Genomic DNA, 16132 nt, shown 5'->3' with positions numbered 1-16132 from the left:
AGGCTTATATGCTATCATATTCTTTGTGGCCTGGAGTCTCCGGGCTTTTATTAAGATGTTCCGCTGCAATCTAATATATTGTCATGAGCATCTGTTGGAAGGAGTTGAAAGACGATGCAACAACTTATTGCAGAAATCACAAAAGAGCAATTGAAAACAGATCTTCCTGCGTTCCGTCCTGGTGACACTGTACGTGTACACGTTAAAGTTATCGAGGGAACTCGTGAACGTATTCAGCTTTTCGAAGGTGTAGTGATCAAGCGTCGTGGCGGTGGAATCAGCGAAACTTTCACAGTTCGTAAGGTTTCTTACGGTGTTGGAGTTGAGCGTACATTCCCTGTACATTCACCAAAAATCGCTAACTTAGAAGTAGTTCGCCGCGGTAAAGTACGCCGTGCTAAACTTTACTATCTACGCAGCCTTCGCGGTAAAGCAGCTCGTATCAAAGAGATTCGCTAATTTAACGAATCAGGATTCGAAGCCTGTGCAATATATGATAATGTACAAAAAAGGAGCTTGTGTATACAGGCTCCTTTTTTATGGGATTATTCCACCTCCGTCATCCCTAAAATTGTTTTTGAATAGGTTCATGCGATGGAAATTTGTCTTTAAAACTGGTTGATTGGAGTGTAAGGTGCGAGACTCACTGTCCAGTTCCAAGCTGAGACCCTCGAGTCATAAGTCAATCATTCCATGGGAAGAAAACCGCTTCCCAAGGCCTGCTCGCCTTATGCTAGATGTTTGTTCGATAAAATAAAAACATGAACACTATACTTTTAATATTATTATATTCGGCAGGCACCGCTTTCCGCTTTGGCCATGAGTGATAATAAGCGTTTATTTTTCTTCGATAGTGTAAAATATAGCAGTAACATTATCTAAGCGAAGACTTTATAGGCGGTGGAACTAGAATGACTAAAAAAAGAAATGAAATTTGGGAATGGACGAAGGCCTTAATTATTGCGGTTCTGCTGGCAGCTATTATCCGCTATTTCTTCTTTGCTCCGATTGTGGTGGATGGTTTATCAATGATGCCGACTCTGCATAATCATGACAGAATGATTGTGAATAAAATAGGCTATACTGTAGGCAAGCCGAAGCGCTTCGACATCATTGTCTTCCATGCCCCTGAGGGAAAGGATTACATAAAACGTGTCATTGGGCTTCCTGGAGACCGGATTGAATATAAAGATGATACGCTATACGTAAATGGAAAAGCCTACAAAGAGCCATACCTGGATCAATATAAAAAAGAAGTAATGGATGGGCCGCTGACCGAGCCGTTTACACTCAAGGACTATATAAACAGAGATACGGTTCCAAAAGGCGAATTATTTGTAATGGGTGACAACAGGAGATACAGCAGGGACTCAAGAGCGATAGGGACTGTGCCCATGAAAAAAGTGATCGGTAAAACGAGCCTGGTGTACTGGCCTTTGGACCGATTTCGAAGTGTAGCATATGACAAGAACTAGCAAAGTAGGTGGAATGCTGTGACGATACAGTGGTTCCCTGGCCATATGGCCAAAGCAAGAAGGGAAGTAACAGAAAAACTTAAACTTGTGGATATCATTTTTGAATTGGTGGATGCGAGGATACCCGCTTCCTCCAGGAATCCAATGATTGATGAAATCATTGCCCATAAGCCGAGGCTTATTCTGCTGAATAAAGCTGACCTGGCGGATAAAGAAAAAACCAATCAATGGATGAAGTATTTTGAACAAAAAGGGCAGCATGCCATAGCGATTAATTCACAGGCCGGCAGCGGACTTCATAAAATCCTTGGTGCCTCGCATGAAATCCTGAAGCCTAAGCTGGAAAAAATGAAATCGCGGGGCATTCGGCCAAGGGCCATCCGGGCGATGATTGTGGGAATTCCAAATGTCGGGAAATCCACACTGATCAACCGTCTTGCCAAGAAGAATATCGCCAAAACAGGGAACATGCCTGGAGTAACCAAGGCTCAGCAATGGATCAAGGTGGGAAAAGAGCTGGAACTCCTTGATACACCGGGAATCCTATGGCCGAAATTTGAGGATCAGGCTGTAGGTCTTAAACTGGCAGTGACTGGGGCGATAAAAGACACCCTGCTGAACCAGCATGATCTTGCGGTGTATACCCTGAAGTTCCTGGAGAAGGAATATCCAAGCCGCCTTAAGGAAAGATACAATCTGGATCATATTCCGGAGGATTTGGTAGAGCTTTTTGACCAGATAGGGATCTTCCGCGGAGTCCTGGCCGCAAAAGGGCTGGTGGATTACGACAAAACGGCGGAATTGATTATAAGAGAGCTCCGTTCGGAAAAAATGGGCCCAATCACTTTAGAAACACCTTCCGATTTGGAAGGATCAGCCGAATAGTACATGATGAACTCTGCCTGAAGGGCGGGATCCCAACCATAAAGATCTGGATCAGTCCCTTCAGGTTTTTACATACATTGCCGATATTAGTAAGGATGAAGAGGATGAAAGTTGAATCACTCAGTATTAGTAAAGCAGCCGAGGAATTGCGTAAAGTAACAGACTTAAAGGATGTCCTATTAAAGGACTGCCTGAATGATAGAAGAAAAGGTGTTGTCCAGCTTGCTCAGAAAAAGAGGAAAGAACTTGAAAAGCTGGAAGCAGTAAAGCGAAAATTCACAGAGATGTCAGTGCATGAAAACCGGGTAAAGAGCCAAGGTTTTTCCCTCATTGCCGGCATAGATGAAGTAGGCAGAGGACCGCTTGCCGGCCCTGTGGTAGCTGCAGCTGTCATCCTTCCTCCATCGTTCTTCCTCCCGGGACTGAACGACTCGAAGCAAATACCTAAAAGCAGACTTGAGTCATTTTATCATCATATACAGAGAGAAGCCCTGGCTATTGGAGTGGGCATCATTCATTCAGATGAAATTGACAGGATCAATATTTATGAAGCTGCAAAGAAAGCGATGAATCAAAGTATACTTGAATTGAAGACAGCCCCCGATTATCTGCTGATTGATGCGATGAAGCTTTCTGCCCCTTTTCCGCAGGAATCGATTATAAAAGGAGATGCATCCAGTATTTCTATTGCGGCCGCTTCAATCATAGCCAAGGTGACCAGGGATGAAATGATGGCTGAGTTTGGTGAAAAGCATCCGCACTATAATTTTAAAACCAATGCCGGCTATGGAACAAAAGAACATTTGGAAGCCATCCGGATTCATGGAATTACAGAGTGGCACAGGAAAAGCTTTGCGCCTGTAAAGGACTATTGGATCAGCCAGAAATAAAGACTTTTGTGAAAGGAGAAAAATATGCGCACGGATAATATCCTATCTTCCATTCTCAAGCAGTCTCACTCTGTTACATCTCATTCTCTTAAACCGGGGCAGCTGGTATACGGAAAGATCACCAAGCTGTTTCCCAATCAAATGGCTGCTGTTCAGATTGGGAGCACAAGGCTGACAGCCGTGGTCCAGGCATCACTGCAGGCAGGGGGGCAATACTGGTTTCGTGTGGAGTCCGGTCAAGGCCAGATAGCCCTTAAGATTGTAGATCCTTCTTTCATTAAGGACGGTTCACAGGCCCCGCAGCAGCTCCTCAGCCTTTTATCCATTCCTCAAGAAAGGGAATCCATGGAGCTGGCTGACTTCTCGCTTAAAAATGGAATTCCCGCAAGCAAAGAGAGCTTTGAAACCATCCTAAGCTGGCTGAAAGAAGCCCCGGAAACTGCTTCCAGGATGGAAACAGTAAAAACGCTTTATAATCAAAATCTTCCCGTTACAAAAGAAAACCTCGCTGCCTTGCAGAGCCTCGACTCAGGCAGGAGTGTATATGCTCTCCTCGACAGCCTCTCAAAACACCTAACCCAAATGGAGCATCTTCCATCAGCCGCTGGACTGAAAGTTCAAATTTCTGCCCTGCAGATAGGGGCGGACCATACGGGGGAAAGGGCAATATCGGCCCTTGTCGAAAACTGGCTAAAGGAAGAAGGGAAGGATGGCCTAGCCTTTAAGGCATTGAAATCCCTGGGTCTTGCAAAGGGCCTGCCTGAAGGGGAAAATGCCGCCCTCCTTGAAGCCGTATCCCAGACAGCCAATAAAGAGGAAGCATCTGTGAAGCCTTTCATCAAGGAAGTTTTGAGCGTTCTTCCGAATGCGCTGAAAGATAGCGGCGGGACAATAGATGCACATATAAATGGGGAACAGAGAAAGCTTGTAAAAGGAATGCTTATGGAGCTTATGAATGATAACCGAGCGGGCAGTGAGAATGGTGTATTCAGCCTTTCAGAAGCAGGAAAAGAGATGCTGAAGAAACTGGGCCTTAACCTTGACAGGGCGATGCAGATCCTGGAAAACCCGGACATCCTCCAAGGGGCTGGAAACCTGAGTCAGGATAAGGCTGGAGGAAATGAGAATGAGGAACTTTCTGCCCAGCTGCGGCAATTAGGTGCGGCCCATTCCGTAAAACCAAAGGAACTCAAAGAATTCTTTAAACAAATTGCGGCGGCTTTCGGCTTGGAGCAGGCGGGAGAGGAGTGGACTGCAGACAGCCCTGAGAAGAGCGTGAAGACGCTGAAGCATGCTCTGGAGGCGTTTATTAAGGAATCCGATAAAAGCCCTGTAAGGGAGCAGGCACAGGAGCTTTTGAATAAGCTGGCTGCCCAGCAGCTCTTATCCCAGGAAAGCGGTCCCCTGCAAAACCTTTTTATCCAGGTGCCTCTCAAACAAGCAGACCTGACCCTGCATTTCAGCGGTAAAAAGAAGGGAGATGGCTCGGTCGATTCAGACTATTGCCGTGTTTTATTTTATCTGCAGCTAGACTCCCTGAAGGATGTAACGATTGATATGCAGGTACAGAACCGGATTGTCAGCCTTACTGTCTATAATGAAAACGCAAGCCTTGTGAAATTGCTTGCTGACAAATGGCTGCCCAAGTTGAAGGAGAATTTTAAGGCAGTCAATTTTACCCTGTCGTCCTTCCATATTTCAGGCGGGAATGCAGATCAAGGTCTAAAAAGCAGTTCAAATTATATAAAACAAACGATTCCTTATACAGGAGTGGACTTAAGGATATGAGTAGAGAGAATAAAAGGAGAGAGGCAGTTGCACTGCGCTATGATTCGGAGAGGGAAGGAGCCCCGCGCGTAACCGCAAAGGGGAAAGGTCAGACTGCTGAAAATATCCTGCAGAAAGCCCGGGAAAATTCAATCCCTGTTCAAAAGGACTCCTCTCTGACCGGGCTGTTATCACAGCTTGAGCTGAACCAGACCATTCCAGAAGATCTTTACCAGGCTGTCGCTGAAGTGTTTGCTTTTATTTATAAAATTGATAAAGAAGCGAAGTCCTGACAGACAAAGGGATATTTCCTGTTTAGGAGGAATTTTTTTAAAGCTTATCAGGAATGTTTCTTCTAAGTATAATTGCAAGTATGGAAATGAAATCAAAAAAGGCAGGAGGTTTTATAATGATGGAGCTCCGTATTTTAGCCAGAATAAAATCCAATATGCATAATTTTACTGCAGCTGAACAGAAGGTGGCTTCTTATATCTTGGCCAACCCGGAATTCATCCCCACCATGACCACCAAGGAGCTTGCTTCACAGGCTGAAGCAAGCGAAGCAAGTGTGGTCCGTTTCTGTAAAACCATCGGTGTGGGGAGCTTTAAAATGATGAAGGTGGTCCTGGCAAAGGAAAATACATTTTCTGAAGAAAACATCAATAATTTTTCGTTGTTGAATAAAAAGGATACTCCCCAGAGCTTGTTTAATAAGGTAACATATTTTAATAAATATGCACTTGAATTATCCCTGAATACCCTGGATAAAAAGGACTTCAGCGCCAGTATTGAAAAAATTAAGGGCGCACAGAAAATTGCCGTTTTCGGTGTAGGCGGGTCCTTTTCCCCGGCCGTGGATGCTCAGTATAAATTTATGAGGCTTGGATTGAATACTGTCGCCTCCTCAGATTATCATTATATGGTTTCCTATATCGGTTCCATGAAAGAAAAAGATGTTTTGATTGCCATCAGCACCTCTGGGCGGACAAAAGAAATCCTTCAGATTGCATCGTTTGCCAAGGAGCATGGAGTAACGGTCATCGCCATCACCTCCCTGAAAAAATCACCTCTTTATAAGATGGCTGATATCAAGCTGTGCTTCCCGGATGTTGAAGAGGAGTACAGGGTTGGAAGCATCGCTTCAAGGATGGCCCAGCTGAATATTATCGATGGTTTATATTTGAGTGTATTCCATCAGATTGGGAATCAAATTATGGAATCTTTTAATAAATCCCGGAATAAGGTACTTCAACAGAGAAAATAAGACATTCTTAGCTTTAAGAATGCTTTTATTTTCCCATTTTTGAAATTTTGTTTCATATAATATAAAAAGGTAATTGAATTACAGTTTCTTCTCTCATATAATGGAATCGTAAACGAAATAAAAGGGGTGTCAGCGTGCTAGAGAAGCTATCAACAGAACAGAGAAACTCCAAAACAATGAATTTGGATGAAATGACCATCCTGGAAGTCCTGACGATCATGAATGAGGAAGATCAGTCTGTCCCTTCCGCTGTAAAGAGTGAGCTAGTACAGATTAACAGGCTTGTGGAGAAAACGATTTCAGCCTTAAGAAATAATGGGAGAATCATTTACCTTGGAGCTGGGACCAGCGGCAGGCTGGGTGTCTTGGATGCAGCGGAATGCCCTCCGACTTTCGGAACCCCGCCGGGTCTGGTTGTCGGTTTGATTGCAGGAGGAGAAAAAGCCTTCACGGCGGCTGTAGAAGGAGCAGAAGATTCCAGGGAGCTGGCAGCAGCCGACCTGCAAAGCATAAATTTATCAGAGCATGATGTGGTGATCGGGATTGCCGCCAGCGGCAGGACTCCCTATGTAATAGGGGGATTGGAATATGCTAAAGAAAAAGGGGTGATGACAGGGAGTATCTGCTGTAACACAGATTCAGCAATCAGCCGTTTCAGTGATATTCCAATTGAAATCCATACAGGAAGCGAGATATTGACGGGATCTACGAGGCTTAAGGCGGGGACTGCCCAAAAATTGGTGCTTAATATGATTTCCACGGCCACCATGATTGGAATTGGCAAGGTATATAAAAACCTTATGGTAGATGTTCAGCCTACCAATCAGAAACTGGTGGAAAGGTCGAAGCGGATTATTATGGAAGCAGCAGAGACCAATTATGAGACTGCTTCATATTTTTACGAAAAGTCCGGCGGGCAGGTAAAAAAGGCGATCATCATGCTTCTGACCCAGTGCAGTCTTGAAGAAGCAGATAGTAAACTAGAAGCAGCGGATGGATTTGTAAGAAAGGCATTATAATTAAGGGGAAATAGGGGGAGTAAGATGAGAAAGGAACAGCGTCTTGCGAATGAAATATCCGAACATGTCGGAGGCACCCAGAATATTATCAGAGTAACACACTGCATGACAAGGCTCCGTCTGCAATTGAAAAATTGGGAGGCGGCCGATATTCCTGCACTAAAGAAGATCGACGGGGTACTTGGCGTCATTGAGGACGAAACCCTGCAGATCGTAATCGGTCCCGGGCTTGTCAATAAAGTGGCAGGGGAGGTCAGTGAAATGACAGGCCTTCAGGTGGGAGAAGTAGCAGCTGCTGAAACAGATCTTGCGGATATGAGAAAAGCCGAAATTAAAACACGCAATAATACTCCTTTTAAAAATTTATTAAGAAGAATCGGCTCTATTTTTATCCCGCTGATCCCCGCACTTGTTGCCTCCGGGCTCATTAACGGAATCGCCAATTTTGCTGTGAATGCCGGGGCAGATCCAAAGGAAACCTGGCTGCAGATACTCCTCCTGATTGGAGGGACGGTATTTGCGATCCTCGGTGTTTTAGTCGGCTGGAATACTGCCAGGGAATTTGGCGGCACCCCTGCACTCGGTGCCATTGCCGGATATATCATTATAAATCCTGGGCTTGCGAACATTAACTTGTTTGGAGATCCTTTAGTCGTCGGACGCGGCGGCCTGTTTGCTGTAATCCTTGCAGCCTGGCTGATGGCTTTTGTAGAAAAAAGAGTGCGCCGTGTGATTCCAAATGCGGTGGATATCATCCTGACCCCGCTTATCACAGTATTGATAGTAGGAGTCTTGACCATTATTGTCATCCAGCCGGTCGGAGGATTTTTGTCGGACGGCATCATCAAAGGAATCAATGGAGTGCTTGATATCGGAGGTGCGGTAGCCGGAGCCATCCTTGCAGGTACATTTCTTCCGCTGGTAATGGTAGGCCTTCACCATGGGCTGACCCCCATCCATGCGGAATTCATCGCCAAAACCCATATGACCCCGCTCCTGCCGATCCTTGCCATGGGCGGTGCAGGACAGGTAGGTGCAGCGCTAGCCGTTTACGCAAAAACAAAAAATAAGATGCTGAAAAATATCATCAAGGGAGGACTTCCAGTTGGTTTCCTTGGAATAGGAGAGCCTCTTCTATACGGGGTTACCCTTCCGCTCGGAAGGCCATTCATCACTGCCTGCCTCGGTGCCGCCTGTGGAGGAGCCTTCCAGGCAGTGATGAAAACAGCTGCAACAGGGATCGGTGTTTCAGGGATTTCATTGACCCCTCTGATTGCAGACAATAAATTCATTTATTACATTCTTGGATTAGTGATTGCCTATGTTTTTGGATTTATTTTCACTTATGCATTCGGCTTTAAAGAAAGCATGGCGGATAATATGCATAAGTAAAGAAAGGCCTGGTGCTCCGTACTGAAGCCGCCTTCAACAGAAAAAGGGGTAATGGAATATTCTCATTCCGACCCCTTTTTTTAGTTCGACACTATTTCCAAGGTTTCTTAAACAGATTTTGCTAGTCACGTTCATCTTTTGATCACTTCGGCTAGGTATAAAAATTACATAATAGATGGACAGGCATGCTTTAGGTAATTTACCTCCTGTGGTGTATGGTTCTACCTGATGAAACTCATTTGTACTGGCGCTTTTAATATCTGCACCCTGCATGAGTGGAATGGAAGGCGCGAAGACTCCTTGATCCAGTTCCAAGCTGAGACCCTCGAGTCATAAGCCAATCCGTCTATGGGGAGAAAACTGCTCCCCACAGCCGGCTCGTCTTATGCTTGTCGGGTCTCTGCCTGCAAGTATAAATGGATATGGATCAACATTTAGCTTTGTAATTTATCTGTTTGGCAGGCACCGCTTTCCACTTTTCTGAGCGGGATTAGCGGGACAGGTGAGACCCCGCAGGCGAAGCCGAGGAGGCTCACCGCCCGCCCCGCGGAAAGCGAAGCGCCTGGAATGGAGCTCATGCAGCCCCAATTTATAGCCTTATTTGCTTAAACCAAACTGTTATGATAGAAGATAGATCATGGAATAGGTTTCCAAAGGAGATGAGCTTATGTTTGGTGTGTCTGTTTATTTAGGATATTTTTCGGAAGGAGAACAGGAGGCCTATCTGAGGAGGATGATGGAAGCGGGTTTCACTTCTATTTTTACTTCGCTTCATATCCCGGAGGATGATGCTTCTTTATATGCCGGACTGCTGAGAACCTTAGGCTCACAGGCAAAGAACCTGGGGCTTGAGCTGATGGCTGACCTTTCTCCCCGGTCGTTTGAGCCCCTGGGCCTGAACCATGAGAATATCAATGAAATCTCCAAGTGGGGAGTGACTGGAATAAGAGCAGATTATGGCATCGGAGCGGAGGAAATTGCCAGGCTGTCGCAATCGATGAAGATAGCGCTGAATGCGAGCACCCTGACTCGCGAGAGCTTTCAGGAATTAAAAAGATTCGGATTGAATATCAAACATACAGAGGCCTGGCATAATTTTTACCCGCGGCCGGAAACCGGCCTGGAACGAAGGGACTTTATTTTGCATAATAAGTGGCTGAGTGAGTGCGGAATGACTGTGGCTGCATTTGCTCCTGGTGATGGGGATTTCAGGGGGCCATTATTCAAAGGCCTGCCCACATTGGAAGATCATCGGGGTGCCTCACCCTTCACATCTGCCCTGGATCTGCTTCTTGAATGCTATGTGGATAAAGCAGTGATAGGGGATCCCTCTATTTGTAAGGAATCTATCAGAAAGTTCCAACAGTATCAAGAGGGGGTCATCGAGATTTCGATCGAAGCTTCGCCCGGGCTTACCAAGGAGGAAGAAGGGCTGATTGGACTCGAGCATAAGAACCGCATGGACTCAGCAAGGGATGTAATCCGTTCTGAGCCGGCGCGAATGCATGCCATGGAGAATGGATTAACCATTGCCCCAGGTCCTGTACACGATCGTATGAAGGGTTCTGTCACCCTTGACAACAGCTTGTATGGCCGTTATCAAGGGGAGCTGCAAATCGTAAAAAGGAACCTCCCGGCAGATCCTAAAGTAAATGTTGTGGGGAACATTGTTGAGAAGGATCTGGGACTACTCACATATCTTTATCCCGGAAAAGCTTTCAAGTTTTATAGAGTGAACTAGATGGCTGTATTAAAGGATATTTAATCAAAATTAATATAATTTTAGAAAAATATTTTATTTTCGTCATTCTTTGCGCCGTAATGGTGGACAATCATTTTTACTTTTTATACAATGAAAGCGCAGTCTATTTTTATTGTCATAGTTTGATAGGAGGATGGGAAATGAATATCCATGAATATCAGGGGAAAGAAGTCCTCAGAAAATATGGAGTTGCTGTTCCTAACGGCCGCGTTGCTTTTTCGGTTGAAGAAGCAGTTGAAGCTGCAAAGGAGCTTGGTACGGAAGTATGTGTGGTAAAGGCACAAATCCATGCGGGCGGCCGCGGTAAAGCCGGCGGAGTTAAAGTAGCGAAAAACCTTGATGAGGTACGTCAATACGCAGGTGAAATCCTTGGTAAAACGCTTGTTACGCATCAAACTGGCCCGGAAGGCAAAGAAGTAAAGCGTTTGCTTATCGAAGAAGGCTGCGATATTAAAAAAGAATACTATGTCGGGCTTGTTCTTGACCGTGCTACTTCAAGAGTCGTCTTAATGGCATCTGAAGAAGGCGGAACTGAAATTGAAGAGGTAGCTGAAAAGACACCTGAAAAAATCTTCAAAGAAGTTATCGATCCAGTAGTCGGCCTTACAGGCTATCAAGCAAGAAGAATAGCATTTAATATTAACATACCTAAGGAATTGGTAGGACAGGCTGTCAAGTTCATGATGGGCCTCTACACGGCTTTTGTGGAAAAGGATTGCTCTATTGCTGAGATCAACCCGCTTGTTGTGACCGGCGATGGAAAAGTAATGGCGCTTGATGCAAAGCTGAACTTTGATTCCAATGCGCTGTACCGCAATAAAGATATTGTGGAATACAGAGACCTTGAAGAAGAGGATCCTAAGGAAATTGAAGCCTCTAAATATGATTTGAGCTACATATCCCTTGATGGAAATATCGGCTGTATGGTAAATGGTGCCGGCCTTGCCATGGCGACTATGGACATTATTAAGCACTATGGCGGAGATCCTGCCAACTTCCTTGATGTTGGGGGCGGTGCTACAGCTGAAAAGGTAACAGAAGCATTTAAGATCATTCTTTCAGACAAAAGCGTTAAAGGGATCTTCGTCAATATCTTCGGAGGCATCATGAAATGTGATGTCATTGCAGAAGGTGTGGTTACAGCTGCGAACCAGCTTGGACTTGAAGTTCCGCTTGTCGTTCGCCTTGAGGGAACAAATGTTGATCTTGGTAAGAAAATCCTGAATGAATCAGGCTTGAATATCACTGCTGCAGAATCAATGGCAGACGGCGCACAAAAAATCGTATCATTAGTAGGTTAATAGTCAGGAGGTTGCAAAGGTGAGCGTATTTATTAATAAAGATACTAAAGTCATTGTACAGGGTATTACAGGTTCAACGGCTTTATTCCATACAAAGCAGATGCTTGAATATGGTACACAGATCGTCGCAGGTGTTACACCTGGTAAGGGTGGCACAGAGGTAGAAGGTGTACCTGTATTTAATACATTAATTGAAGCAAAAAGCCAGACTGGTGCAAATGCATCTGTCATTTATGTTCCTGCTCCATTCGCTGCAGATGCGATCTTAGAGGCTGTAGATGCAGAGCTTGATATCGTTATTTGTATTACAGAGCATATTCCAGTACTTGATATGGTTAAGGTAAAGCGTTATATGGAGGGCAAGAAGACGCGCCTTGTCGGCCCTAACTGCCCTGGTGTCATCACTCCGGATGAGTGCAAGATCGGCATCATGCCTGGCTATATCCATAAGAAAGGACATGTCGGTGTGGTATCCCGCTCTGGAACACTCACATATGAGGCTGTCCACCAGTTATCACAGGCAGGAATCGGCCAGTCTACAGCAGTAGGAATAGGCGGAGACCCTGTCAATGGAACAGATTTCATTGATGTGCTTAAAGCTTTCAATGAAGACCCTGAAACATACGCGGTTATCATGATTGGAGAAATTGGCGGAACTGCTGAAGAAGAAGCAGCCAAATGGGTGAAGGAAAACATGACCAAGCCTGTTGTCGGCTTCATCGGCGGAAGAACTGCGCCTCCAGGAAAGCGTATGGGCCATGCTGGTGCAATCATCTCAGGCGGTAAAGGTACAGCAGACGAAAAGATCCGCGTCATGAACGAATGCGGCATTAAAGTGGCAGAAACCCCGTCTGTTATGGGTGAAACCCTCATCTCTGTGATTAAAGAAAAAGGAATCTATGATAAGTGTAAAACTCATTAATAGATCTCCTGCAATACCATGGAACACCCGCTGAGGCTGCTTTGTCAGCCTCGGTTTTTTACTATGCACCTGCCGAAACATGAAATTCAAAGGAGATGAATATATGGAAGATTTTAATATAAGGCTGATCCATTTGGACCATTGCCGCGGAATAGGCTGGAAGTCCATTTTCCGCATCCTTCAGCTGGACCCCTCACTTTCAAGAATTTACGAAAACTCCCCTGCCCATTGGCAGTCCCTCCTTCAAATAACCCGCGCCCATGCTGCCCAATTTTATGAAGACCTTCATCAGAATGTAATTTCTCCCAGCTTAGACAAGTACAAATCCCACGGCATCCAGTGTCTGACTATAGCCGATCCCGATTATCCAGCCGCTTTGAAGAATATTTATAATCCGCCCTGGGTGCTTTATATGAAAGGGGATGTCTCCTTATTTAATGAAGGAAAGCATCTTGCTGTCGTCGGGCCAAGGAAGCCCTCTCTCTATGGACTGGATTCTGTCAAAAGGCTTTTGGTGCCTCTGATTAAGAAGGGGTATATCATAAACAGCGGCCTTGCAGCCGGAATTGATGCGGCCGCCCATAAAATTGCTCTGGATCACGCTGGCAGGACCATTGCGGTACTTGGAGGCGGTCTCTTTCATGTTTATCCAAAGGAAAACGGAATGCTGGCCCAAAGTATTATGAAAAATGGAGCGGTTATTTCGGAATATGCACCATCTAAAAAGGCCGAGCCCTGGATGTTTCCGCAAAGAAACCGGATTATCAGCGGAATATCCAAAGCTGTCCTGGTCATTGAGGCAAAGGAACGGAGCGGAAGCTTGATTACAGCTTATAGCGCGCTCGAGCAGGGACGTGACGTATTCAGTGTGCCTGGGAATATCACCAGCTGTCTCTCCGCGGGCACCAACCGCCTGATTCAGGAAGGAGCTAAGCCGATTGTCACCCATCTCGATATTGAAGAGGAATACCCTGATTAATGGCTTGGTTTTAATTGAGATCGTTCCCTAAAAAATACGATAAAAAAATCTCTTTGAAATAAAACAGTTGAAAAAAATGCGAAAGTGAGATACATTTTGCAAAAGGCGGACTTAGGAAATTTCCAATATAATGGAAAAAAACACATGCCCGCTAATTATGACTGTTTTATACAAAGAGCCTTAATTGAAAGGTGGCAGTCCTGCCCTTTTTTCATAGGAAGAAATCCAGGGAAGATAGATGATAAATAGACGGAATAATTATTCTAGAACTGAAATAAGATTGACAAAATGTTTTTATATGATTAATAATAGTGAAGATTTATTATTCCCTCTTGAGGAGGATTAAGTATGGCTGATTATCTTGTAATAGTTGAATCACCAGCTAAAGCAAAAACTATTGAAAAATATTTAGGGAAAAAATATAAAGTAAAAGCATCCATGGGCCATGTGCGTGATTTGCCAAGGAGCCAGATGGGTGTAGATGTTGAAAACGAATTCAATCTTAAATATATCACCATTCGGGGAAAAGGCCCCGTTTTAAAAGAGCTTAAAACAGCAGCCAAAAAAGCAAAGAAAATTTATCTTGCGGCTGACCCCGACAGGGAAGGGGAAGCCATTGCGTGGCATCTGGCACACACTCTTGATGTCGATTCTTCATCTGATTGCAGAGTAGTATTTAATGAAATAACGAAGGATGCAATCAAAGAATCCTTTAAGCATCCAAGGCCGATTGACATGAATCTTGTAGATGCCCAGCAGGCAAGAAGAGTCCTTGACCGGCTGGTGGGATATAATATCAGCCCTCTCCTTTGGAAGAAGGTGAAAAAAGGCCTCAGTGCCGGCAGGGTGCAGTCTGTTGCAGTAAGCCTGATCATTAATCGGGAAAAGGAAATAAAGGAATTTATCCCGGAAGAATATTGGACGATCAAGACGGAATTTATGAAAGGCAGCGAGACGTTTGAAGCCGGATTTATATCGATGGATGGAAAAAAAGTCCAGCTTGGCAATGAAAGCAATGTAGAAGCTGTCCTTACAAGGATCTCCGGTAATGAGTTCCAGGTTGTCAATGTAACCAAAAAGGAACGAAAGAGAAATCCTGCCGTCCCATTTACTACTTCATCCCTGCAGCAGGAAGCGGCAAGAAAGCTGAATTACAGGGCGAAGAAAACCATGATGCTTGCCCAGCAGCTGTATGAGGGAATCGAGATTGGAAAAGAAGGCACCACAGGCTTGATTACCTATATGAGAACCGATTCAACCAGGGTCTCCGATGTTGCTAAGGAAGAAGCAAAGGACTTCATTACAAGTCAATATGGCAAAGAATATATCGCTTCCGAAGAGAGAAAAGAAAAAAAACAATCCAATGCACAGGATGCGCATGAAGCCATCCGGCCGACAAGCATTCTAAGAGAGCCGGCATCCATAAAAGAATTCCTCTCAAGAGACCAGCTTAGATTGTATAAGCTCATCTGGGAAAGATTCGTTGCAAGCCAGATGGCACCTGCGATTATGGATACGATGAGTGTGGACCTAGAGAATTCAGGAGTAGTTTTCAGGGCCAATGGTTCTAAAATAAAATTTCCAGGTTTTATGAAAGTCTATGTGGAAGGCTCGGATGATTCAGAAGAAGAAAAAGAGAATTTTCTTCCCGTGATTGAAGAAGGAGATACAGCTGTCTCTAAAGATATTGAAAAGAAGCAGCACTTTACACAGCCGCCGCCGCGCTATACGGAGGCAAGGCTGGTAAGGACACTGGAAGAGCTGGGAATTGGCCGTCCATCAACCTTTGCCCCTACTCTCGATACCATTCAAAAGCGTGGATATGTTGCACTTGATAATAAGCGGTTCATTCCAACAGAGCTTGGCGAGATTGTTTCAGAATTAATCCTGGAGTTTTTCCCGGAAATTGTAAATGTTGATTTCACTGCCAAAATGGAAAGAGACCTGGATGATATTGAAGATGGAAAAATTCCATGGGTCAATGTCATCGACGAGTTTTACCGGGATTTCGAAGGGCATTTGAAAAAAGCGGAAGTTGAAATGGAAAAGGTTGAAATAAAGGATGAGCCTGCTGGAGAAGATTGTGAAGCCTGCGGAAGTCCAATGGTATTTAAAATGGGCCGATATGGGAAATTCATGGCCTGCTCCAACTTCCCGGATTGCCGGAATACAAAAGCGATTGTAAAAGAAATCGGAGTTAAATGCCCGAATTGCCATGAAGGCAATATCATTGAGCGTAAAAGCAAAAAGAAGCGCATCTTTTATGGCTGTGACCGTTATCCGGAATGTGAGTTCATTTCTTGGGATAAACCTATAGCACGTAAATGTCCGAAATGTGAACATACGCTGGTGGAGAAGAAGCTTAAAAAAGGTGTCCAGGTCCAGTGTACAAATTGTGACTATAAAGAAGAACCGCAGAGCTAAAAAGAAGGTGGGGAACTCCCCGCCTTCTTTTTATGCAGCCGGGAATTCTCCT

At 44.8% G+C, this 16132-nt stretch carries 13 protein-coding genes and 1 pseudogene; all 14 read left to right on the top strand.

Features of this window, described 5'->3' with window-relative positions; translation table 11 throughout:
• Positions 1-114: 114 nt before the first annotated feature.
• The 14 genes and pseudogenes from rplS to topA all read left to right on the top strand — a co-directional run bounded on the left by rplS (position 115) and on the right by topA (position 16080).
• Positions 115-459, top strand: a complete 345-nt coding sequence (gene rplS / locus H539_RS0104295; RefSeq protein WP_026692515.1) for a 50S ribosomal protein L19 — start codon at positions 115-117, stop codon at positions 457-459.
• Between the two features lie 452 nt (positions 460-911).
• On the top strand, positions 912-1475 hold the full coding sequence (gene lepB / locus H539_RS0104290) for a signal peptidase I (protein WP_026692514.1): 564 nt from the start codon (positions 912-914) through the stop codon (positions 1473-1475).
• Positions 1476-1493: 18 nt separating this feature from the next.
• Entirely contained in the window at positions 1494-2360 is an 867-nt protein-coding gene (ylqF, locus tag H539_RS0104285) for a ribosome biogenesis GTPase YlqF (protein WP_026692513.1), read from the top strand.
• A gap of 104 nt (positions 2361-2464) precedes the next feature.
• Positions 2465-3250 carry a ribonuclease HII gene (locus H539_RS0104280; RefSeq protein WP_026692512.1) on the top strand — a complete coding sequence of 262 codons (786 nt, stop codon included), beginning with the start codon at positions 2465-2467 and terminating at the stop codon, positions 3248-3250.
• A 24-nt stretch (positions 3251-3274) separates the two neighbouring features.
• Entirely contained in the window at positions 3275-5038 is a 1764-nt protein-coding gene (locus tag H539_RS0104275) for a hypothetical protein (RefSeq protein ID WP_026692511.1), read from the top strand.
• Complete coding sequence (locus H539_RS0104270; protein WP_026692510.1) at positions 5035-5310, top strand: EscU/YscU/HrcU family type III secretion system export apparatus switch protein; 276 nt, start codon at positions 5035-5037, stop codon at positions 5308-5310. The genes H539_RS0104275 and H539_RS0104270 overlap by 4 nt, the downstream gene beginning before the upstream one ends.
• Positions 5311-5426: 116 nt before the next feature.
• Positions 5427-6281, top strand: coding sequence for a MurR/RpiR family transcriptional regulator (locus H539_RS0104265; protein WP_026692509.1), 855 nt, complete (start codon positions 5427-5429; stop codon positions 6279-6281).
• 128 nt (positions 6282-6409) lie between these two features.
• Positions 6410-7300 (top strand): annotated as a pseudogene (murQ, locus tag H539_RS0104260) (N-acetylmuramic acid 6-phosphate etherase); the annotation flags it as partial.
• A 24-nt stretch (positions 7301-7324) separates the two neighbouring features.
• Complete coding sequence (locus tag H539_RS0104255) at positions 7325-8692, top strand: PTS transporter subunit EIIC (RefSeq protein WP_026692507.1); 1368 nt, start codon at positions 7325-7327, stop codon at positions 8690-8692.
• Positions 8693-9359: 667 nt separating this feature from the next.
• Positions 9360-10433, top strand: a complete 1074-nt coding sequence (locus H539_RS0104245) for a DUF871 domain-containing protein (RefSeq protein ID WP_026692505.1) — start codon at positions 9360-9362, stop codon at positions 10431-10433.
• A gap of 161 nt (positions 10434-10594) precedes the next feature.
• Positions 10595-11755: an ADP-forming succinate--CoA ligase subunit beta gene (gene sucC / locus H539_RS0104240; RefSeq protein ID WP_026692504.1), complete on the top strand. Its 1161-nt coding sequence runs from the start codon at positions 10595-10597 to the stop codon at positions 11753-11755.
• Between the two features lie 19 nt (positions 11756-11774).
• Positions 11775-12677: a succinate--CoA ligase subunit alpha gene (gene sucD / locus H539_RS0104235; protein WP_026692503.1), complete on the top strand. Its 903-nt coding sequence runs from the start codon at positions 11775-11777 to the stop codon at positions 12675-12677.
• A 103-nt stretch (positions 12678-12780) separates the two neighbouring features.
• Positions 12781-13656 (top strand): DNA-processing protein DprA, encoded by an 876-nt coding sequence (gene dprA, locus H539_RS0104230; RefSeq protein ID WP_026692502.1) that lies wholly within the window; start codon positions 12781-12783, stop codon positions 13654-13656.
• 348 nt (positions 13657-14004) lie between these two features.
• Positions 14005-16080 carry a type I DNA topoisomerase gene (gene topA / locus H539_RS0104225; RefSeq protein ID WP_026692501.1) on the top strand — a complete coding sequence of 692 codons (2076 nt, stop codon included), beginning with the start codon at positions 14005-14007 and terminating at the stop codon, positions 16078-16080.
• Positions 16081-16132: the final 52 nt, after the last annotated feature.

This window comes from Peribacillus kribbensis DSM 17871 (assembly GCF_000430765.1).
GTDB classification, from domain to species: Bacteria; Bacillota; Bacilli; order Bacillales; family DSM-1321; genus Paraperibacillus; species Paraperibacillus kribbensis.
This window is presented reverse-complemented; position numbering and strand designations above follow the sequence as displayed.